Raw genomic sequence first — 19,820 nt, 5'->3', positions numbered from 1 at the left:
TCGGGCGGGTGGTGCCCGACGCGGGGGTGGTGCCGGTGGCGGGGGGCGCGGTCAGCGGACGGCGTCGCCGATGTGGTGGATGCGGACGAGGTTGGTGGAGCCGCTGACGCCGGGGGGTGAGCCGGCGGTGATGACGACGGTGTCGCCGGGTACGCAGCGGCCGATGCGCAGGAGTTGTTCTTCGACTTGGGCGACCATGGCGTCGGTGGAGTCGACGTGGGGGCCGAGGAAGGTTTCGACGCCCCAGGTGAGGTTGAGTTGGGAGCGGGTGGCGTGGTCGGGGGTGAAGGCGAGGAGGGGGATGGGTGAGCGGTAGCGGGAGAGGCGGCGGACGGTGTCGCCGCTCTGGGTGAAGGCGACGAGGAATTTGGCGTCGAGGAAGTCGCCCATTTCGGCGGCTGCGCGGGCGACGGCTCCGCCTTGGGTGCGGGGTTTGCTGCGTTCGGTGAGGGGTGGGAGGCCCTTGGCGAGGATGTCTTCTTCGGCGGCTTCGACGATGCGGGACATGGTGCGGACGGTTTCGACGGGGTAGGTGCCGACGCTGGTTTCGCCGGAGAGCATGACGGCGTCGGTGCCGTCGATGATGGCGTTGGCGACGTCGGAGGCTTCGGCGCGGGTGGGGCGGGAGTTGTCGATCATCGAGTCGAGCATCTGGGTGGCGACGATGACGGGTTTGGCGTTGCGCTTGGCGAGTTTGATGGCGCGCTTTTGGACGATGGGGACGTGTTCGAGGGGCATTTCGACGCCGAGGTCGCCGCGGGCGACCATGATGCCGTCGAAGGCGGCGACGATGTCGTCGATGTTGTCGACGGCTTGGGGTTTTTCGATTTTGGCGATGACGGGGAGGCGTCGGCCTTCTTCGTCCATGATGCGGTGGACGTCGTGGATGTCGTGGCCGCTGCGGACGAAGGAGAGGGCGATGACGTCGGCGCCGGTGCGCAGGGCCCAGCGGAGGTCTTCGATGTCTTTTTCGGAGAGGGCGGGGACGGAGACGGCTACGCCGGGGAGGTTGAGGCCTTTGTGGTCGGAGACCATGCCGCCTTCGATGACGCGGGTGTGGACGCGGGGGCCGTCGACTGCGGTGACTTCGAGGGTGACGCGGCCGTCGTCGACGAGGATGAGTTCGCCGGTGGTGACGTCGGTAGCGAGGCCGTGGTAGGTGGTGCCGCAGGTGTGGCGGTCGCCTTCGTGGTCTTCGACGGTGATGGTGAAGGCGTCTCCGCGTTCAAGGAGTACGGGTCCTTCGCGGAAGCGGCCGAGGCGGATCTTCGGGCCTTGAAGGTCGGCGAGGATGCCGATGCTGCGGCCGGTCTCGTCGGATGCCTTGCGTACGCGTTGGTAGCGCTCCTCGTGTTCGGCGTAGGTGCCGTGGCTGAGGTTGAGGCGGGCGATGTCCATGCCGGCTTCGACCAGGGCTTTGATCTGGTCGTATGAGTCGGTGGCGGGGCCCAGGGTACATACGATTTTTGCTCGGCGCATAAGGCGAGCGTATTCCCCTACCTGTGGGTAGGTAATCGCTTCCGGGTGTCCACTCAACAACCTTTGTGCGAAAGCTTGTTGACAACTGTTGAATGTGCATGGGGGTGCTCTGATGAGCACCCCCATGCGTGTTCTTCGGTGGTGTTCAGAGTTGTGGCGGGGTCATGGTGAAGCGGGCGTTGACTTGGGCGTGGACGGTCTGGCGCTGGGGTTCGAGGTCGAGCGGCGGGGGGCCGGTGTCTTCGGTGCCGCTGAAGGCCATGGTGCGCATGCTGGTGCCGGGGGCGGTGAAGGGGGTGGCGTCCTCGGCGCCGAGGTCGGCGAGTTCGACGAGGGCGGCGAGGTCGGCGCCGAGGGCTTCGGCGTATTCGCGGGCGCGTTGGACGGCTTCGAGTACGGCTTGGCGGCGGGCTTGGCCGTGGGCGGGTGAGGTGGGGCGCAGGGCCCACCAGGGGCCGTCGATCTGGGTGAGTTCGAGGTCGGCGAGGCGGGTGGTGAGTTCGCCGAGGGTGGTGAAGTCGTTCAGTTCGGCGGTGATGTGGACGCGGCCGTGGTAGGCGCGGATGCGTTCGGCGCGGCCGTGGCGGGTGAGTTCGGGGGTGATGGAGAAGGCGCCGGTCTCGAGCTTTTCGACGGGGTCGCCGTAGCTCTTGATGAGGTCGAGGACGGCGGTGTTGCGGCGGGTGAGGTCGTCGAGGGCGGTGCGGCGGTCGGTGCCGCGGGCGCTGATGGTGATGCCGATGCGGGCGATTTCGGGGTCGACTTCGAGGCGGGCTTCGCCGCGGACTGCCACGCGGGGTACTTCAGGGGTTCCGTAGGGCTGGTGCGATGCGTCCTGGGTCATGGTTTCACTGTCGCACTGTCGCTCGTTCGGGTGGGGTCATCGGATCGAAACCTGGTGGGGGTGTTGTGTCGTGTTGCTGCTGGGTCAGAATCTACGCGCGTTGTTCTGGCTGAGATGGGGAGATGGCATGGGGTTCGACCGTAGGGCGTTCCTGGGTGGTACGGCTGCGACGGGTGCGGCTGTGGCGTTGGCGGGGGCGGCGGGTTCGCCGGCCGTGGCGGCTTCGCGGGATCAGGAGGGGGTGAAGGGGCCGCGGGCGTACTCGTTCACGGTGATGGGGACGACGGACCTGCACGGGAACGTCTTCAACTGGGACTACTTCACGGATGCGGAGTTCGACGACAAGGCGCACAACGATGTCGGTCTGGCGAAGATCTCGACGTTGGTGGATCGGGTGCGGGCGGAGAAGGGGCGGGGGAACACGCTGCTGATCGACGCGGGTGACACGATCCAGGGCACGCAGTTGTCGTACTACTACGCGAAGGTGGATCCGATCACGGCGCGGCGTGGGCCGGTGCATCCGATGGCGCAGGCGATGAACGCGATCGGTTATGACGCGGCGGCGCTGGGGAACCACGAGTTCAATTACGGGATACCGGTGCTGCGGAAGTTCGAGGAGCAGTGTGATTTTCCGCTGCTGGGGGCGAACGCGCTGGATGCGAAGACGCTGCGGCCGGCGTTCGCGCCGTACAGCATGCATTGTCTGCGTACGCCGTGGGGGCGGGATGTGAAGGTGGCGGTGCTGGGGTTGACGAATCCGGGTATCGCGTTGTGGGACAAGGCGAACGTGCAGGGGAAGATGGTGTTCCCGGGCTTGGAGGAGCAGGCGGCGAGGTATGTGCCGCGGCTGCGGTCGATGGGTGCGGACGTGGTGATCGTGTCGGCGCATTCGGGTTCGAGCGGTACGTCGTCGTACGGGGATCAGTTGCCGTACGTGGAGAACGCGGCGGCTCTGGTGGCGGAGCAGGTTCCGGGGATCGACGCGATCCTGGTGGGGCACGCGCACACGGAGATCGCCGAGTACCGGGTGCGGAACAAGGCGACCGGCAAGGACGTGGTGTTGTCGGAGCCGCTGAAGTGGGGGCAGCGGCTGACGCTGTTCGATTTCGAGCTGGTGTGGGAGAAGGGCCGCTGGTCGGTGGCGAAGGTCGCGGCGAGGGTGCTGAACTCGAACACGGTGGCCGAGGATCCGAAGATCACGCGGCTGCTGGCGGACGAGCACCGCAAGGTCGTGGCGTACGTGAACCAGGTGATCGGGACGTCGACGCGGGCCATGTCGGCGGCGGAGGGTCCGGTCAAGGACGTGGCGATCATCGATCTGATCAACCATGTGCAGGCGGAGACGGTGAGGGCGGCTCTGGCGGGTACGGAGTGGGCGTCGCTGCCGGTGCTGTCGCAGGCGTCGTGCTTCTCGCGGACGGCGGCGATCCCGGCCGGGGAGGTGACGATCAGGGATGCGGCGGGTCTGTACCCGTTCGAGAACACGATGGAGGCGCGGCTGTTGACGGGTGCGCAGTTGAAGGACTACCTCGAGTACTCGGCGCGGTACTTCGTGCGGACGGCGCCGGGTGAGGCGGTGGATCCGGCGAAGCTGACGAATGCCGAGGGCATCCCGGACTACAACTACGACGCCGTGTACGGGCTGGCGTACGACATCGACATAGCGCAGCCGGCGGGTTCGCGGATCTCGGGGTTGTCGTTCCGGGGGAAGGCTGTGGATCCGGCGGCGCAGTTCGTGCTGGCGGTGAACAACTACCGGGCGTCGGGCGGGGGGAACTTCCCGCACGTGCCGCAGGCCAGGCAGTTGTGGGCGGATTCGGACGAGATCCGCAACACGATCATCCAGTGGGTGAAGGCGAAGGGGACGATCGACCCGGTGCAGTTCGCGTCGGTGGACTGGCGGCTGACGCGGGCGGGCGTGCCGGTGTTCTAGTCGTCCGTTGGCGGGGTGTGCGGCCGGGGTCTGCTGTGGCGGGTCCCGGCCGTCTGCGTGGGGGCTGGGGGCTGCGGGGTGGGTGCCGCGGCCGGGTGGGGCGGGTGGGGTTGTGGGGGCGGGCGGTCAGGGGTGGTCGACGAGCGGGAGCAGTTCGCCTGCGGGGCGGGGGCGGGCGGGTTCCCGCTGGTCGAGGCCGAAGGTGGTGAAGGCGGTGCGGGCGGGCTGGGGGTAGGGGTTCTTGCCGGTGAGGGTGTTGAGGATGGCGGCGCTGCGCCAGGCGGCGAGGCCGAGGTCGGGGGCTCCGACGCCGTGGGTGTGGCGTTCGCCGTTCTGGACGAAGATGCTGCCGGTGACGGCGGGGTCGGTGATCATCCGGTAGCGGTCGTCGATGCGGGGGCGGCCGGAGGAGTCCTTGCGCAGGTAGGGGTCGAGGCCCGCGAGGAGGTGGGTGTGGGGGCGTTCGCGGTAGCCGGTGGCGAGGACGACGGCGTCGGTGGTGAGGCGGGAGCGGGTGCCCTGGTCGGTGTGTTCGAGGTGGAGTTCGACTTGGGTGGTGGCGACGCGGCCGGCGGTGCGGACGGTGACTCCGGGGGTGAGGACGGTGTCGGGCCAGCCGCCGTCCAGGGTGCGTCGGTAGAGCTCGTCGTGGATGGCGGCGATGGTGGCGGCGTCGATGCCTTTGTGGAGTTGCCATTGGGCGGGGACGAGCTTGTCCCGGACGGGTTCGGGCAGGGCGTGGAAGTAGCGGGTGTAGTCGGGGGTGAAGTGTTCGAGGCCGAGCTTGGAGTACTCCATGGGGGCGAAGGAGGGGGTGCGGGCGAGCCAGGTGAGGCGTTCGCGGCCGGCGGGGCGGGCGCGCAGGAGGTCGAGGAAGATCTCGGCTCCGGACTGGCCTGATCCGATGACGGTGACGTGTTCGGCGCCGAGGATGCGCCGGCGGTTGTCGAGGTAGTCGGCGGAGTGGATGACGGGGACGGCGGGGGCTTCGGCGAGGGGGCGCAGGGGTTCGGGGATGTGGGGGGTGGTGCCGATGCCGAGGGCGAGGTGGCGGGTGTGGGTGCGGCCGAGGGCTTGGGCTTCGCCGTCGGGGTCGAGTTGGGTGAAGTCGACTTCGAAGAGGTCGCGTTCGGGGTTCCAGCGGACGGCGTCGACCTGGTGGCCGAAGTGGAGTCCGGGGATGCGGCCGGCGACCCAGCGGCAGTAGGCGTCGTATTCGGCGCGTTGGATGTGGAACTGCTCGGCGAAGTAGAAGGGGAAGAGCCGTTCCTTGTGTTTGAGGTAGTTGAGGAAGCTCCAGGGGCTGGCGGGGTCGGCGAGGGTGACCAGGTCGGCGAGGAAGGGGACTTGGAGGGTGGCGCCGTCGAGGAGGAGTCCGGGGTGCCAGCGGAAGTCGCGGCGCTGGTCGTAGAAGGCGGTGGCGAGTTCGGGTGCTCCTTGTTGCGGTAGGCCGTGGGCGAGGGCGGCGAGGGAGAGGTTGGAGGGGCCGATGCCGATGCCGACGAGGTCGTGGGGGGTTTCGGGGTGGGCGGCGGTCATGGGTGGGTGCTGCCTTCCAGGTGGGCGATGAGGGTGTCCAGGTCTGCCGCGGTGGTGTGCGGGTTGAGCAGGGTGGCTTTGAGCCAGAGGCGGCCGTCGGCGTGGGTGCGGCCGAGGACGGCGCGGCCTTGGTGCAGGAGGGTGCGGCGCAGGGTGGCGACGTGGGTGTCATCGGCGTGGGTGGGCCGGAAGAGCACGGTGGTGAGGGTGGGGTGGGAGTGGAGGGTGAAGCGGGGGTGGTGGTGGAGGCGGTCGGCGAGGTGGTGGGCGAGGGTGCAGGTGTGGTCGATGAGGTGGATGAGGCCGTCGCGGCCGAGTGCGCGCAGGGTGGTGGCGATTTTGAGGGCGTCGGGGCGGCGGGTGGTGCGCAGGGAGCGGCCGAGGAGGTCGGGTAGGCCAGCTTCGGTGTCGTCGGGGGCGTTGAGGTAGTCGGCCTGGTGGGCGAGGGGGGCCAGGTGGGCGGTGTCGGGGACGGCGAGGAGTCCGGCGGCAACGGGCTGCCAGCCGAGTTTGTGCAGGTCGACGGTGAGGGTGGCGGCGCGGTGGAGGCCGGCGACTTTGTGGCGGTGGCGGGGGGAGAGGGCGAGGAGCCCGCCGTAGGCGGCGTCGACGTGGAGGTCGGCGCGGTGGTGGTCGCAGAGGTCGGCGATGGGGTGGAGGGGGTCGACGAGTCCGGCGTCGGTGGTGCCGGCGGTGGCGGTGACGAGGACGGGGCCGGGGGTGGCGGCGAGGGTTCGGGCGAGGTCGGCGGGGTGGAGGGTGCCGGTGGGGGTGGGGATGGCGATGGCCGGGGGGAGGCCGAGGAGCCAGGCGGCACGGGGGATGGAATGGTGGGCGTTGGCGCCGTGCAGGACGGTGAGGCGGGGGCCGTGGCGTTCGCGGGCGAGGAGCAGGGCGAGTTGGTTGGCTTCGGTGCCGCCGGTGGTGATGAGGGCGTCGGCGTGGGGGGTGGGGTGGAACTCGCGGGCGAGGGCGCGGGTGAGGAGGGCTTCGAGGGCGGAGGCGGCGGGGGCCTGGTCCCAGGAGTCGAGGGAGGGGTTGAGGGCGCTGGCGGCGAGGTCGGCGGCGGCCGCGACGGCCAGGGGCGGGCAGTGCAGGTGGGCTGCGCAGAGGGGGTCGGCGGGGTCTGCGGCGCCGGCGGCGAGGGTGTGCACGAGGGCGCGGAGCGCTTCGTGCTCCCCGGTCCCCTGTGACGGCAGTACGTCGCCCAGTGCGGCCCGGACGCGGGCCGCGAGGGTGTCGGGGCCGCCGGCCGGAAGTGGCCCGCCGCGCTCCTCGGCTCCGGTGCGCAGGGCTTCGAGGACGGTGTCGAGGAGAGGCCGCATGGCTGCGGGGCCGCCGGTGCCGCCGGCGAGGGGCGGGATGCCCGTGCCGGGGCGCGGGCTTGTGCCTGTGCCTGTGCCTGTGCCGGGCGGCGGGGTCATCGGGCCTCCGGGGCTGGGAGGGGTGCCGGGGCGGGTGCACCCGACCGGTACAACGATCAGACCCGAATGGGGTAACCGCCGGGGTTTGTCCGGGATCGATTTCCGGCCGGTTCCCTCCCAGGGGGCAGGTGCGGGTGCGGCCGGGGCGGAGGCGGGGCGGAGCCGAGCCGGGTTCGCCACCGGGCGGGGGGCCCGACGGGCCTGCCCGGCTGCTCCCGGGTGCGGCCGGTGGTGGTCCGGGCCGGGCGGTGTGCGGGCCGGTCCCCTCCCGGGGGAGGCGCCGGGGCGGAGCCGAACCGGGTGCGCCCCCGGGCGAGCCTCCCTGGCGGGGGCCTGCCCGGGCTGCACCGGGGCGGGGCCAGGGGTGGTGCGGGCCAGTTACCTCCCGGGGGCTGGCCGCCGGGGCGGAGCCGAGCCGGGTGTGCCCCCCCGGGCGGGGGCCTCCCCGGGCGGGGCCTGCCCGGGGTGCTCCCGGGGTGCTCCCGGGTGGGGCCGGTGGTGGTGCGAGTTGGCGGTGTGCCGGAGAGCGGCCGGGAGTCGGTGGCACAGGCGGGGCGGGGCGGGGTGCGGGTGGGGCCGGGTGAGTCCCTGGAGGGGACTCCCCCGCCGGGCTCCCCGGCCGGAACCTGTCCTTCCCCCGGCCGGGACCGGCCGTGTGCGGGCCGGCACAGGTGCAAGCCGGGGGCCGGGCGGGGTTCCTGCGCGGGTGGGGGGTGTGTGCGGGGTGGAGGTCGGCGCAGGCGGCCCTTGGGGTCAGGCCCCGCGGACCTTGAGGGCGCGGGCGAGGTCGTCGAGTTGGTCGACGAGCTTGCGGCGCAGGAGGGGGAGGATGTCGGGGTCGGCGAGACAGGCGTGGCCGGTCCGGAGGTGGGCCTCGTCGATGGCGTGGACGGGGAACGCCCAGCGGCCGGCGGCTTCGCCGATGGCGGGGCCGCGGCGGGCGGCGAGGGCGACGGCGTCGGGGTAGAAGCGGGGCACGTACTCCTGTACGAGGTCGGCCTGTTCGGGCTGCCAGAAGCCTTGGGCGGTGGCGCTGAAAAGGTAGTTGGACAGGCTGTCGTCGTGGAAGAGGAGGTCCCAGGCGGCGGCCTTGGCCTGCGGTGTGGGCAGTGCGGCGCGGCAGCGGGCGGCGCCTTCCCGGCCGGTGGCGCTGGGGTCGGCGGCGAGGGCGGCGTCGATGTCGCCCTCGGAGACGGCGCCGAGGACGGCGAGGCGGGCGAGGATGCGCCAGCGCAGTTCGGGGTCGAGGGCGGGGCCGCCGGGGACGGTGTCGTCGGCGAGCCAGGCGGCGATGGTGTCGGGCCGGGTGGCGCTGTCGACGAGGGTGCGTACGGCGGTCAGCCGCAGGCCGGGATCGCAGCCGTCCTCGGTGCGCCGCAGCAGTTCGTGGGCGAGGCCGGTGAGCGTGTTGAGGGCGGCGGTCCGCTCTTCGGGGGCGAGGTAGCGCACGGCGACCTGGGTGCGGGCGAAGGCGAGGACGCCCTGGACGAGCGCCAGGTCGCGTTCGTCGGGCAGGTGTGCCTCGGCGGTGGCCAGGTACGCCACGGGCGGGAGTTCCCCGTCGCGGACCATGTCGCGCAGGGCGTTCCACACGACGGTGCGGGTGAGGGCGTCGGGGATGGCGGACAGGCCGCGCAGGGCGGTCTCGAGGGAGGTCTCGTCGAGGCGGACCTTGGCGTAGGTGAGGTCGCCGTCGTTGAGGACGAGGAGGGCGGGGCGCGGGCCGCCGACGGAGAGGACCTCCTCGGAGGGGATGTCGAGGTGGAGGAGGTCGGTGCGGTGCAGGGTGCGGCCGTCGGCCGGGTCGCGGTGGTAGACGCCGGCGGCGATGCGGTGGGGGCGGCTGCCGTTGCGGTCGACGGTGAGGGTCCAGCCGGTGGGGCCTTCCGTGCTCTCCTCGATGTGCGGGGTGAGGGTGTCGGTGCCGGTGGTGCGCAGCCAGTCCCGGGCCCAGGCGTGGACGTCGCGTTCGGTGTGGGCGGCGAGGGAGTCGACGAAGTCGGCGAGGGAGGCGTTGGCGAACTTGTGGCGGGTGAAGTGGGTGTTGATGCCGGCGAGGAAGTCCTTCTCGCCGAGCCAGGCGACGAGCTGGCGCAGGGCGGAGGCGCCCTTGGCGTAGGAGATGCCGTCGAAGTTGAGGAGGGCGGAGGCGGTGTCGGGGACGTCGTCGGGGTCGGGGGCGACGGGGTGGGTGGAGGGGCGCTGGTCGGCGTCGTAGCCCCAGGCCTTGCGGGAGACGCCGAATTCGGTCCAGGTGTCGGTGAAGCGGGTGGCTTCGGTGAGGGTCTGGTAGCCCATGTACTCGGCGAAGGACTCGTTGAGCCAGATGTCGTCGAACCAGGCGAGGGTGACGAGGTCGCCGAACCACATGTGGGCCATCTCGTGGGCGATGACCATGGCGCGGGTCTGGCGTTCGGTGTCGGTGACGGCGGAGCGGTAGATGAACTCGTCGCGGAAGGTGACCAGGCCCGGGTTCTCCATGGCTCCGGCGTTGAACTCGGGTACGAAGGCCTGGTCGTAGGAGTCGAAGGGGTAGGGCTCGGTGAACTTCTCCTGGTACCGGTCGAAGCAGGCCCGGGTGAGGGAGAGGATCTCGTCGGCGTCGGTGTCGAGGTGGGGGGCGAGGGACTGGCGGCAGTGGATGCCGAAGGGCAGTCCGGCGTGTTCGGTGGTGACGCTGTGCCAGGGGCCCGCGGCGACGGCGGCGAGGTAGGTGGAGATGAGGGGGGTGGGGGCGGACTGCCAGATGCCGGCGCCGTCGGTGTCGCGGTCGGCGAGGCGGGTGGTGACGCCGTTGGCGAGGACGGTCCAGTGGGCGGGGGCGGTGACCTTGAACTCGAAGACGGCCTTGAGGTCGGGCTGGTCGAAGGCCGGGAAGACGCGCTGGACGTCGTCCATGAACATCTGGCTGTAGACGTAGGTCTCGTCGTCGGCGGGGTCGGTGAAGCGGTGCAGGCCCTCGCCGGTGCGGGAGTAGCGCATGCGGGTGTCCAGGCGCAGCTCGTGGGGGCCTTCGCCGAGGCCGGTGAGGGGGAGCCGGTTGTCGGCGAGGGCGGCCGGGTCGAGGGGGTGGCCGTCGAGCGTGGCGGAGCGCAGTTCGTCCGGTTTCAGCTCCAGGAAGGTGTCTCCGGCGGTGCGGGCGGTGAAGCGGATGACGGTGGTGGAGTCGAAGGTGTCGTCGCCGGTGGTGAGGTCGAGGGCGACGGTGTAGTGGTGGACGTCGAGGAGCTGGGCTCGGAGCTGCGCTTCGTTGCGCGTCAGTGCGGACATGGGGCCATGCTGCCGCACGGGGCGGGCGGGTCCCAGGGGGGTCGGCCGGGGGTGGCCGGGGCCGGCCGGGAAGGTGCGCGGCCCGCGGGGCACGGGTGTGCGGGGGCCGGGGGTGTACGGGAGGCCGGGGGTGTGCGGAGGCCGCGGCTGTGCGGGGCCGCGGCTCGGCTGCGTCCCTCAGGCCTGGTCTTCGCCGGCCGCGATCGTCTCGTGGTGGCGGATGACCTCGGCGATGATGAAGTTGAGGAGCTTCTCGGCGAAGGCCGGGTCGAGTTTGGCGTTCTCGGCGAGCTGGCGCAGCCGGGCGATCTGGCTGGCCTCGCGGCCCGGGTCGGCCGGCGGGAGCTGGTGCCTGGCCTTGAGGTGGCCGACCTGCTGGGTGCACTTGAACCGCTCGGCGAGCATGTGGACGACGGCGGCGTCGATGTTGTCGATGCTGTCCCGCAGACGGGCGAGTTCGGCGGCGACGTGGTCGTCGATCCCGTGGTCGAGCCCGGCGGCGGTCCCGTTGTCGATGGCGTCGCTGTTGTTCATGGTTCCCGAGAATACGTGGCCGGGGCGGGTGGTTCGCCGGGCAGCCGATCAGTGAGACGGGAACCCGTCGGGTACCGGCCGCGAGGAGGTCGCGAACCGGCCGCGAACCCGCCGCACACCGGCTGCCGCCCGGCCGGGAACGGGTCGAAGGCGCTGGTCACGGGTCCGGTCACAGGGGCAGGAGCACGGTGACCAGCCAGCCGCCCTGGGGGGTGGGGCCCGCGGTGAGGGAGCCGCCGAGGGCTTCGGCGCGTTCGGCCATCCCGGCGGGGCCGTAGCCGCCGCGGGCCTTCTCGGAGAGTGCGGCGGGGCGGCCGCCGCCGTCGGCGGACCGAGCGGGCAGCGACACCGCGGAGCGGGACGGCGGCGGTCGGATGCGCAGGGCCCGCGGTCTCGGCGGGCTGCGGTACGACGGCCGCACCGTTCCGCGGGCGGCGGACGCCGTCGTTCGGCCGGCCCCGGGTCACGCCGTGCTGGCGGCCGGGCCGCTTTCCCAGGCCCAGGCGGCGATCTCGACCCGGGTGCGGGCGTCGAGTTTGGTCTGGACGTTGGCCAGGTGGGTCTTGACCGTGGACAGGGAGACGAAGAGCTCCGCCGCGATCTCGGCGTTGGTGAGGCCGCGCGCGAGGCAGCGTACGACGTCGCGTTCGCGTTCCGTCAGGGGCTCCGCGGGCCGCCGGGCCTGCGAGGCGGGCATCCTCGGGGCCATCTCGCCCAGGAGCCGCACCGTGATGGCGGGCGAGACGAGGGAGTCGCCGACGGCCGCGGCGCGTACCGCTTCGACCAGCATGGCGGGGCTGGCGTCCTTCAGGAGGAAGCCCGACGCTCCCCCGTGGAGCGCGGCTGGACGTACTCGTCGAGGTCGAAGGTGGTGACGATGACGATGTGCGGGGTGTCCCGGCCGGAGAGCCGGCGGGTGACCTCCAGGCCGTCGAGCTTCGGCATGCGGATGTCGAGGAGCAGGACGTCGGGCCGGTGCGCGGCGACGGCCGCGAGGGCCGCCTCGCCGTCGACGGCGTCGGCGACGACCTCGATGTCCGGCTGGCTCCCGAGGATCATCCGGAATCCGGTCCTGACCATCTCCTGGTCGTCCGCGATGACCACGCTGATCGCCATGCGCTGCCTGCCCACTCGCGCCCGCTGCCGCCTCGGCCTGCCTCCCATGGGACCGGTGCGTGCGGGGGCCCGCAACCGCACGGGGGGTCATCGGGCGGTACTCCCGTCGGTGATCCGTACGCGGCCGGCGCGGGGCCTCGCCCTTCCGGCCGGGATGCCGGGGGCCGGAAGGGCGAGGGGGTGGGGAGGGGGCCGGTGCAGCGGCGTCGGCTCCGTCGAGTGCCGCGCCGACCCCGTCGGCCGCTGCGCCGACCGCTACATCGACGCGGCGGCGCTCTTGATCGCGGCGGCGAAGGTGGAGACCTCGGTGTAGACGCCGGGGTAGTCGGGGCGGGCGCAGCCTATGCCCCAGCTGACGATGCCGACCTGGAGCCAGGCTCCGGCGTCGTCGCGGCGGAACATGGGGCCGCCGGAGTCGCCCTGGCAGGTGTCGACGCCGCCCTGGTCCAGGAAGCCGGCGCAGATCTCCTCGCTCGGGACGAGGTCGCTGTAGGCGGCCTGGCAGCTGGCGTCCGAGACGAAGGGGACGGTGGCCTTCATCAGGTAGCGCTGCTGGCTGCCGCCCTCGCGGGTGGCGCCCCAGCCGGCGACGGTGAAGGTGCCGTTGTCGTACTGCTTGGTCTCGGCGATCTTCAGGGTGGGCAGGTTGATGGGCTTGGCGAGCTTGATGAGGGCCCAGTCCTTGCCCGTGCCGTTGTAGCCGGGGGCGCGCAGGACCTTGGTGGACTTGACCTTGATGGCGCTGGCGCTGTTGAGGTCGACGACTCCGGCGGTGGCGGTGATGGAGGTGTTGTTGCCGGAGCTGCCCACGCAGTGGGCGGCGGTGAGGACGATCTGCTGGGTGTAGAGGGCGCCGCCGCAGCCCATGGAGAGGCGGACCATGAAGGGGAACTCGCCCTGGGCGGCGCGGGTGCCGCCCACGACGGGGGCGGTGCCGGCGCTGGCGGCGCCGGGCTGGAGGCTGACGGCCGCGAGGGCGACGGCGCCGACGGCGAGGGTGCGCTTCATGAACCGCACGAGGGTAGACACAGTCAACACACTGCCTTTCGTGGGGGGTTGGGCCGTGCGTGTCATCGGGTGAATGACACGTCCATGACACATCCGATGTACGGCGGACATCAAGAACGTGTTTTCGGACAACTTCTCGCCCCGGGGCCCCCGTGACGGAGAACAGCGGGCGCGGCAGCCCGATGAAGCGCGGATTTCCGCATCCGGAGACGGCCCGCGCCTCGGCCCCGGCCCTCTCCTGCCGCACTGTCTGGACCTGCGCTTCCCGCCACCGAGCGGAACGAGATCCCCACCGACACCGACATCGACACCGACATCGACACCGCCGTCGCCTTCCGCGGCGCGGGCGGGCTGCCGTTCGCCGCCCACCGCGAGGACGCGCTCGGCCACAGCAAGCTCGACGATCTCGCCCAGGAGGAGTTCGGCTGCGTCCTGGCCCGGGGGTGCCCGGCACCTTGATCGCTCGCGGTTCACCGCCCGGCTTCGAAAAGTTTCCTACCGGCCAGTAGACACCGGGGCGGATCTGGCCAACTCTGGTCGCATCCCAGCCCGTTGCGACCCGAGGAGCGCCCCCACATGCTCACCACCCGCCGCACCCGCACCTCCCGCACCGCCGCCGTCGGCGCGGCCGCCGCCGCCGCGGTCCTGACCCTGCTGCCCGCCACCGCCGCCGAGGCGACCCCGGCACCGGCACCGGCACCGGCACCGGCACCGGTCACCGTCGCCGCATCGGCACCCGCCCCGGCACCGGCCGCCGCCGCGCCCGGCGGCAACGCGGCCCTCCTCGGCATCGACTACGCCACCTGGCAGCGGGACGTCGCCACCGCCGTCGACGCGGCCCGCCCCGCCATCGAGCGGCGTATCGCCGCCTCGCCGGCCGGCGAGCGGCCCGCGCTCGTGCTCGACATCGACAACAGCTCGCTGGAGACGGACTTCCACTGGTTCTGGACCTTCCCGACCCCCGCGATCTCCAAGGTCCGCGAGTTGACCCGGTACGCGGACGAACGCGGCGTGGCGATCTTCTTCGTCACCGCCCGCCCCGGGATCATCCACTCCCTCACCGAGCGGAACCTCGCGTCCGTCGGCTACCCGATCACCGGCCTGTACGTGCGCGACCTGCCCGACCTGTTCAAGGAGGTGAGCGCGTACAAGACCGCCAAGCGCGCCGAGATCGAGAGCCGCGGCTACACGATCATCGCGAACATCGGGAACAACCAGAGCGACCTGGTCGGCGGCCACGCCGAACTGACCGTCAAGCTCCCCGACTACGGCGGCAAGCTGTCCTGACCCGCGGCGGCCGGCGGGGCGGGACCGGTGCGGCGCCCTCGCGGAGCGCGCCGCCCGGCACCCGCCCCGTCGACCCCGCGCCGCCCGGAGGCTCCGGCACCCGCCCCGTCGACCCCTTCACCCGCCCCCCTAGCCGTCGGCCCCGTACACCGGGAGCGGTGGTTGCGCGGCGGTCAGGAGTTTCAGCGCGGCTTCGCCCGCCTCCGCCGGGGTCCACCTGGCTTCGCGGTCGGCCGTGGGACCGGGCCGCCAGCCCTCCATCACGGTGATCCGGCCGCCCTCCGTCTCGAAGACCCGGCCGGTGACCCCGGCCGAGGGCTCGGAGCCGAGCCACACCACCAGCGGGGAGACGTTCTCCGGGGCCATGGCGTCGAAGGCGCCCGCGGCCGGCGCGGCCATGGTCCGGGCGAAGGTGCGCTCCGTCATCCGGGTCCGCGCCGCCGGGGCGATCGCGTTGACCTGCACCCCGTAGCGGCCCAGCTCCGCCGCCGCGACCAGCGTGAGCCCGAGGATCCCGGCCTTGGCCGCGCTGTAGTTGCCCTGCCCCACCGAGCCCAGCAGGCCCGCGCCGGAGGAGGTGTTGACCACCCGCGCCGCCACCGGGCGGCCTGCCTTCGCCTCCGCCCGCCACCACGCGGCCGCCGCCCGCAGGGGCAGGAAGTGGCCCTTCAGATGCACCCGCACCACGGCGTCCCAGTCGTCCTCCGCCAGGTTGACCAGCATCCGGTCCCGCAGGAACCCGGCGTTGTTGACAAGGGTGTCCAGCCGGCCGAACGCCGAGAGCGCGCACTCCACCAGCGAGGACGCCCCCTCGCCGGTCGCGATGTCCTCGCCGTGCGCCACCGCCTCCCCGCCGCGCGCCCGGATCTCGGAGACGACCCGCGCGGCCGGGGACCGCGGCCCCGCCGCCCCGTCCAGGCCGACCCCGAGGTCGTTGACGACGACCTTGGCCCCCTGCTCCGCGAACGCCAGCGCGTGGGCCCGGCCCAGCCCCCGCCCCGCGCCCGTCACGATCACGACACGCCCCTCGGCGATACGGGTCATCTCAGCCCTCCTTGTTGACGGTTGCCGCATCCAGAAACGCGGGGCGTTCCCCGCCCCCGTGCACGAGCAGGCTCGCCCCGCTCACGTACCCGGCCCGGCCGGAGGCCAGGAACACCGCCGCCTCCCCCACGTCCGAGGGTTCCGCCAGCCGCCCCAGCGGTACGCTCGCGCCGACCGCCGCGACCCCGGCCTCGTCCCCGTAGTGCAGGTGCGCCAGTTCGGTCCGCACCATGCCGAGGACCAGCGAGTTGACCCTCACCTCGGGGGCCCACTCCACGGCCATGGAGCGGGCCAGGTTCTCCAGTCCCGCCTTCGCCGCCCCGTACGCCGCGGTCCCGGGCGAGGGCCGGGTGCCGCTGACGCTGCCGATCATGACGACCGAGCCGCGGGCGGCGCGCAGGGAGGGGTAGGCGGCCAGGGAGGCCGTCATCGGGGCCAGCAGGTTCAGCTCGACGACCCGGGCGTGCCGGTGCGCCTCACCCTCCCCCAGCAGCCGGTACGGGGTGCCGCCCGCGTTGTTGACCAGGCAGTCCAGGCGCCCGTACCGCCCGGCGAGCGCCTCGAAGAACTCCGCCACGGCCGCCGGGTGGCGCAGGTCGAGCGCGGTGAAGGACGCGTCGCGGCCCTGCGCCGACACCGGTTCGGGCGGCGGGCGGCGGGCGCAGACGACGACCTCGGCGCCGGCCGTGAGGAACGACCGGGCGATTCCGGCGCCGACGCCCCGGGTTCCGCCGGTGACGACGACGACTCTCCCGTCCAGCTCCATGGGCTGCTACCTTCCTCACCTAACAAATGTTTGGTGGAAAGGTAGCTGATCCTCTCATGGGTGTCTCCACCTCCAGCCCGGACCAGGGCATCGCACTCGTCACCGTCGACTTCCCACCCGTCAACGCGCTCCCCGTGCGGGGCTGGTACGAGCTGGCCGACGCGGTGCGGACCGCCGGCCGCGACCCCGGGGTGCGCTGCGTCGTCCTGGCCGCGGAGGGCCGGGGCTTCAACGCGGGGGTCGACATCAAGGAGATGCAGCGCGACACCGGGCACACCGCGCTCCTCGGCGCCAACCGGGGGTGCTACGAGGCCTTCGCCGCGGTGTACGAGTGCGAGGTGCCGGTCGTGGCGGCCGTGCACGGCTTCTGCCTGGGCGGCGGCATCGGCCTGGCCGGCAACGCCGACGCGATCGTGGCGAGCGAGGACGCCACCTTCGGCCTGCCCGAGCTGGACCGGGGCGCGCTCGGCGCCGCCACCCACCTGGCACGCCTGGTCCCCCAGCACCTGATGCGCGCGCTGTACTACACCTCGCGCACCGCGACCGCCGCCGAACTGCACGCGCACGGCTCGGTCTGGAGGGTGGTCCCCCGTGAGGAACTGCGGCCTGCCGCGCTGGAGTTGGCCGCCGAGATCGCCCGCAAGGACGGCGCGCTGATCCGGCTGGCCAAGGCGGCCATCAACGGCATCGACCCGGTGGACGTGCGCCGCAGCTACCGCTTCGAGCAGGGCTTCACCTTCGAGGCCAACCTCAGCGGGGTCGCCGACCGGGTCCGCGACACGTTCGGGAAGGGAGCGCGTCCATGACCGACAAGACCATGACCCCGGAGGAGGTGGTCGCGCGGCTGCGCAGCGGGATGACGCTGGGCATCGGCGGCTGGGGTTCGCGGCGCAAGCCCATGGCCCTGGTGAGAGCGGTGCTCCGGTCCGAGATCACCGATCTCACGGTGGTCTCGTACGGCGGCCCCGACGTGGGGCTGCTGGCCGCCGCGGGTCGGATCCGCCGGCTCGTCGCCCCTTTCGCCACCCTCGACTCCATCCCGCTGGAACCGCACTTCCGGGCCGCCCGCGAGCGCGCCGCCTTCACGCTCACCGAGCTCGACGAGGCCATGTTCATGTGGGGCCTGCACGCCGCCGCCAACCGGCTGCCGTTCCTGCCCGTCCGGGCCGGCCTCGGCTCCGACGTGATGCGGGTCAACCCGGAACTGCGCACCGTCACCTCCCCCTACGACGACGGCGAGGAGTTCGTCGCCGTCCCCGCCCTGCGCATGGACGCCGCCCTGGTCCACCTCAACCGCGCCGACCGCCTCGGCAACGCCCAGTACCTCGGCCCGGACCCCTACTTCGACGACCTGTTCTGCGAGGCCGCCGACGCCGCGTACGTCTCCTGCGAACAGCTGGTGGAGACCGCCGAGTTCGCCAAGGCCGGCCCCCCGCAGTCGCTCCTGGTCAGCCGGCACTCGGTCACGGGGGTGGTGCAGACGCCGAACGGCGCGCACTTCACCTCCTGCGTTCCCGACCACGAGCGCGACGAGCCCTTCCAGAAGCTCTATGCGACCACCCCCTGGCCCGAGTTCTCGAAGCGCTTCCTGTCGGGGTCGAGCGAGCACGACTACCAGTCCGCCGTCCGGACCTGGCACGAGGAGCAGCAGCGGTGACCGGTCCCTCCCCCTTGCGGCCGGCCGGCCGGGCCGAGTACTGCGTGATCGCGTGCGCCGAGGCATGGCGCGGCAACGGTGAGGTCCTGGCCAGTCCGATGGGCCTGATCCCCTCCTTCGGCGCCCGGCTGGCGAAGCGGACCTTCGCGCCCGACCTGCTGCTGACCGACGGCGAGGCCATGGTCGTCGGGCTCGACGGCACGGTCGAGGGCTGGCTGCCCTACCGGCGCCACCTGACCATGGTCACGGGCGGCAGGCGCCACGTGATGATGGGCGCCTCCCAGATCGACCGCTTCGGCAACCAGAACATCTCCTGCATCGGCGACTGGGCCCGACCCGCCCGCCAGCTCCTCGGGGTGCGCGGGGCGCCGGTCAACACGCTGAACAACCCGGTGAGCTATTGGATCCCCAAGCACTCCACCCGGGTCTTCGTCGAGCGCGTCGACATGGTCAGCGGCGTCGGCCACGACCGGGCCGAGGCGGCCGGGGTGACCCGCTTCCACCGCCTCCCCCGGGTGGTCAGCGACCTCGGTGTCTTCGACTTCACCGGCCCCGGCCGCTCGATGCGGCTGGTATCGGTCCATCCCGGGGTCGGCGTCGAGGAGGTCCGGGCGGCCACCGGCTTCGAGCTGGCGGTCGACGGCGAGGTCCCCTGCACGCGGGAGCCGACCGCCGAGGAGCTGCGGCTGATCCGGGAGGTCATCGATCCCGGTGGGCTGCGCGAGCGCGAAGTGCGGGCCTGACGTGGGGGCGGACCGGAAGGACACGGACCGGACGGGGACCCCGGGCGCGGGCACCGCCGGCGCGGCGAGCGTCAGGCTGGAGACGGCGTTCACACGGCTCGTCGGGGTGGCGCACCCGATCGTGCAGACGGGCATGGGCTGGGTCGCCGGCCCCCGGCTGGTCTCGGCCGCGGCGGGCGCGGGCGCCCTGGGGATCCTGGCCTCGGCGACGATGACCCTGGAGCAGCTGCGGTCGGCGGTCCGGGAGGTCAGGTCCCGGGTGCCGGAGGGCACCCCCTTCGGGGTCAACCTGCGCGCGGACGCCGGGGACGCCGCCGAACGCGCCCGGCTGATCATCGACGAGGGCGTGCGCGTGGCCTCCTTCGCCCTGGCGCCGTCCAGGGAGCTGATCGCGCGGCTCAAGGACGCGGGGGTGGTCGTCATCCCCTCGGTCGGAGCTCGGCGGCACGCCGAGAAGGTGGCCGCGTGGGGTGCGGACGCGGTGATCGTGCAGGGCGGGGAGGGCGGCGGGCACACCGGGGACGTGGCCACGACCGTACTGCTGCCCCAGGTCGTGGACGCCGTGGACGTCCCGGTGGTCGCGGCGGGCGGTTTCGCCGACGGCCGCGGTCTCGTCGCCGCCCTGGCCTACGGGGCGGCCGGCATCGCCATGGGCACGCGCTTCCTGCTGACCTCCGACTCCACCGTCCCGGACGCCGTCAAGGCCGAGTACCTGAAGGCCACCGTCCGGGACGTCACCGTCACCACGGCCGTCGACGGGCTGCCGCACCGGATGCTGCGCAGCGAGCTGGTCGCGTCCCTGGAACGGGCGGGCCGGGCCAGGGCCCTGGCCCGGGCCGTCCGGCACGCGGCGGGCTTCCGCGAGGTGTCCGGGCTGAGCTGGCGGGCGATGGTGCGCGACGGGCTGGCGATGAAGCACGGCAAGGACCTGTCGTGGAGTCAGGTGCTGCTCGCCGCGAACACCCCCATGCTCCTCAAGGCGTCCATGGTCGAGGGCCGTACGGACCTCGGCGTCATGGCATCGGGCCAGGTCGCGGGGGTGATCGAGGACCTCCCGTCCTGTGCGGAGCTCGTCTCCCGCGTCATGGCCGAGGCACACCAGGCACTCGAAGCCCTGCACTCGCTCCGCGACCTGCCACCACCACGGTGATCCCCCTTGTCCGTCACGGGAGTTGA

The 19,820-nt window shown here is 72.6% G+C and carries 16 protein-coding genes and 1 pseudogene; 6 read left to right on the top strand and 11 right to left on the bottom strand.

Features of this window, described 5'->3' with window-relative positions; translation table 11 throughout:
* Positions 1–51: 51 nt before the first annotated feature.
* Entirely contained in the window at positions 52–1,479 is a 1,428-nt protein-coding gene (gene pyk / locus AC07FY_RS03435) for a pyruvate kinase (protein WP_478999640.1), read from the bottom strand.
* A 145-nt stretch (positions 1,480–1,624) separates the two neighbouring features.
* On the bottom strand, positions 1,625–2,323 hold the full coding sequence (locus tag AC07FY_RS03430) for an SIMPL domain-containing protein (RefSeq protein ID WP_478999638.1): 699 nt from the start codon (positions 2,321–2,323) through the stop codon (positions 1,625–1,627).
* Between the two features lie 127 nt (positions 2,324–2,450).
* Here AC07FY_RS03430 and AC07FY_RS03425 point away from each other — a divergent pair, with 127 nt between their 5' ends.
* Positions 2,451–4,256, top strand: a complete 1,806-nt coding sequence (locus AC07FY_RS03425; protein WP_478999636.1) for a bifunctional metallophosphatase/5'-nucleotidase — start codon at positions 2,451–2,453, stop codon at positions 4,254–4,256.
* A 126-nt stretch (positions 4,257–4,382) separates the two neighbouring features.
* On the opposite strand, the gene AC07FY_RS03420 is transcribed toward AC07FY_RS03425, so the two are convergent.
* From AC07FY_RS03420 to AC07FY_RS03390, 7 genes and pseudogenes are all read right to left on the bottom strand, one after another.
* Positions 4,383–5,795 (bottom strand): lysine N(6)-hydroxylase/L-ornithine N(5)-oxygenase family protein, encoded by a 1,413-nt coding sequence (locus AC07FY_RS03420; RefSeq protein ID WP_478999634.1) that lies wholly within the window; start codon positions 5,793–5,795, stop codon positions 4,383–4,385.
* Positions 5,792–7,120: a pyridoxal phosphate-dependent decarboxylase family protein gene (locus tag AC07FY_RS03415; RefSeq protein ID WP_478999632.1), complete on the bottom strand. Its 1,329-nt coding sequence runs from the start codon at positions 7,118–7,120 to the stop codon at positions 5,792–5,794. The genes AC07FY_RS03420 and AC07FY_RS03415 overlap by 4 nt, the downstream gene beginning before the upstream one ends.
* Positions 7,121–7,972: 852 nt before the next feature.
* Complete coding sequence (pepN, locus tag AC07FY_RS03410; RefSeq protein WP_478999630.1) at positions 7,973–10,489, bottom strand: aminopeptidase N; 2,517 nt, start codon at positions 10,487–10,489, stop codon at positions 7,973–7,975.
* A gap of 177 nt (positions 10,490–10,666) precedes the next feature.
* On the bottom strand, positions 10,667–11,023 hold the full coding sequence (locus AC07FY_RS03405; RefSeq protein ID WP_478999628.1) for a chorismate mutase: 357 nt from the start codon (positions 11,021–11,023) through the stop codon (positions 10,667–10,669).
* A 169-nt stretch (positions 11,024–11,192) separates the two neighbouring features.
* A complete protein-coding gene (locus AC07FY_RS03400; RefSeq protein ID WP_478999626.1) occupies positions 11,193–11,372 on the bottom strand; it encodes an ATP-binding protein in 180 nt (59 codons plus the stop codon).
* A gap of 114 nt (positions 11,373–11,486) precedes the next feature.
* Positions 11,487–12,139, bottom strand: a pseudogene (locus tag AC07FY_RS03395) (response regulator).
* Positions 12,140–12,394: 255 nt separating this feature from the next.
* Complete coding sequence (locus AC07FY_RS03390) at positions 12,395–13,147, bottom strand: serine protease (RefSeq protein ID WP_478999624.1); 753 nt, start codon at positions 13,145–13,147, stop codon at positions 12,395–12,397.
* A gap of 576 nt (positions 13,148–13,723) precedes the next feature.
* Here AC07FY_RS03390 and AC07FY_RS03385 point away from each other — a divergent pair.
* Positions 13,724–14,434, top strand: a complete 711-nt coding sequence (locus AC07FY_RS03385) for an HAD family acid phosphatase (RefSeq protein WP_478999622.1) — start codon at positions 13,724–13,726, stop codon at positions 14,432–14,434.
* A gap of 129 nt (positions 14,435–14,563) precedes the next feature.
* Here the strand turns inward: AC07FY_RS03385 and AC07FY_RS03380 are convergent, their stop codons facing one another.
* Together AC07FY_RS03380 and AC07FY_RS03375 are read right to left on the bottom strand one after the other, a co-directional pair.
* The gene (locus tag AC07FY_RS03380; RefSeq protein WP_478999620.1) at positions 14,564–15,478 is read right to left on the bottom strand and encodes an SDR family oxidoreductase; all 915 of its coding nucleotides are present in this window, start codon (positions 15,476–15,478) and stop codon (positions 14,564–14,566) included.
* A 1-nt stretch (position 15,479) separates the two neighbouring features.
* Positions 15,480–16,244, bottom strand: a complete 765-nt coding sequence (locus tag AC07FY_RS03375) for an SDR family oxidoreductase (protein WP_478999618.1) — start codon at positions 16,242–16,244, stop codon at positions 15,480–15,482.
* Positions 16,245–16,300: 56 nt separating this feature from the next.
* Between AC07FY_RS03375 and AC07FY_RS03370 the strand changes: the two genes are divergently transcribed.
* The 4 genes from AC07FY_RS03370 to AC07FY_RS03355 are packed head-to-tail and all read left to right on the top strand — an operon-like array spanning position 16,301 to position 19,794.
* Positions 16,301–17,050, top strand: coding sequence for an enoyl-CoA hydratase family protein (locus AC07FY_RS03370; RefSeq protein ID WP_478999616.1), 750 nt, complete (start codon positions 16,301–16,303; stop codon positions 17,048–17,050).
* On the top strand, positions 17,047–17,901 hold the full coding sequence (locus AC07FY_RS03365; RefSeq protein WP_478999614.1) for a CoA transferase subunit A: 855 nt from the start codon (positions 17,047–17,049) through the stop codon (positions 17,899–17,901). The genes AC07FY_RS03370 and AC07FY_RS03365 overlap by 4 nt, the downstream gene beginning before the upstream one ends.
* Positions 17,898–18,644, top strand: a complete 747-nt coding sequence (locus AC07FY_RS03360; protein WP_478999612.1) for a CoA-transferase subunit beta — start codon at positions 17,898–17,900, stop codon at positions 18,642–18,644. Before AC07FY_RS03365 ends, AC07FY_RS03360 begins: the two co-directional genes overlap by 4 nt.
* Before the next feature lies 1 nt (position 18,645).
* On the top strand, positions 18,646–19,794 hold the full coding sequence (locus tag AC07FY_RS03355; protein ID WP_478999610.1) for an NAD(P)H-dependent flavin oxidoreductase: 1,149 nt from the start codon (positions 18,646–18,648) through the stop codon (positions 19,792–19,794).
* Positions 19,795–19,820 lie beyond the last annotated feature (26 nt).

The sequence above is a fragment of the Streptomyces sp. NPDC045967 genome (genome assembly GCF_056430495.1).
Note: the sequence above shows the minus strand (reverse complement) of the source record. Positions and strands in the feature narration are given on the sequence as shown.

Excerpts from the sequence above, each read along its gene's own strand:
- AC07FY_RS03425 (WP_478999636.1), top strand. The coding sequence starts at position 2,451 with ATGGGGTTCGACCGTAGGGCGTTCCTGGGTGGTACGGCTGCGACGGGT.
- AC07FY_RS03405 (WP_478999628.1), bottom strand. The coding sequence starts at position 11,023 with ATGAACAACAGCGACGCCATCGACAACGGGACCGCCGCCGGGCTCGAC.
- pyk (WP_478999640.1), bottom strand. The coding sequence starts at position 1,479 with ATGCGCCGAGCAAAAATCGTATGTACCCTGGGCCCCGCCACCGACTCA.
- AC07FY_RS03380 (WP_478999620.1), bottom strand. The coding sequence starts at position 15,478 with ATGACCCGTATCGCCGAGGGGCGTGTCGTGATCGTGACGGGCGCGGGG.
- AC07FY_RS03420 (WP_478999634.1), bottom strand. The coding sequence starts at position 5,795 with ATGACCGCCGCCCACCCCGAAACCCCCCACGACCTCGTCGGCATCGGC.
- AC07FY_RS03370 (WP_478999616.1), top strand. The coding sequence starts at position 16,301 with ATGGGTGTCTCCACCTCCAGCCCGGACCAGGGCATCGCACTCGTCACC.
- AC07FY_RS03375 (WP_478999618.1), bottom strand. The coding sequence starts at position 16,244 with ATGGAGCTGGACGGGAGAGTCGTCGTCGTCACCGGCGGAACCCGGGGC.
- pepN (WP_478999630.1), bottom strand. The coding sequence starts at position 10,489 with ATGTCCGCACTGACGCGCAACGAAGCGCAGCTCCGAGCCCAGCTCCTC.
- AC07FY_RS03415 (WP_478999632.1), bottom strand. The coding sequence starts at position 7,120 with ATGCGGCCTCTCCTCGACACCGTCCTCGAAGCCCTGCGCACCGGAGCC.
- AC07FY_RS03390 (WP_478999624.1), bottom strand. The coding sequence starts at position 13,147 with ATGAAGCGCACCCTCGCCGTCGGCGCCGTCGCCCTCGCGGCCGTCAGC.
- AC07FY_RS03385 (WP_478999622.1), top strand. The coding sequence starts at position 13,724 with ATGCTCACCACCCGCCGCACCCGCACCTCCCGCACCGCCGCCGTCGGC.
- AC07FY_RS03365 (WP_478999614.1), top strand. The coding sequence starts at position 17,047 with ATGACCGACAAGACCATGACCCCGGAGGAGGTGGTCGCGCGGCTGCGC.
- AC07FY_RS03430 (WP_478999638.1), bottom strand. The coding sequence starts at position 2,323 with ATGACCCAGGACGCATCGCACCAGCCCTACGGAACCCCTGAAGTACCC.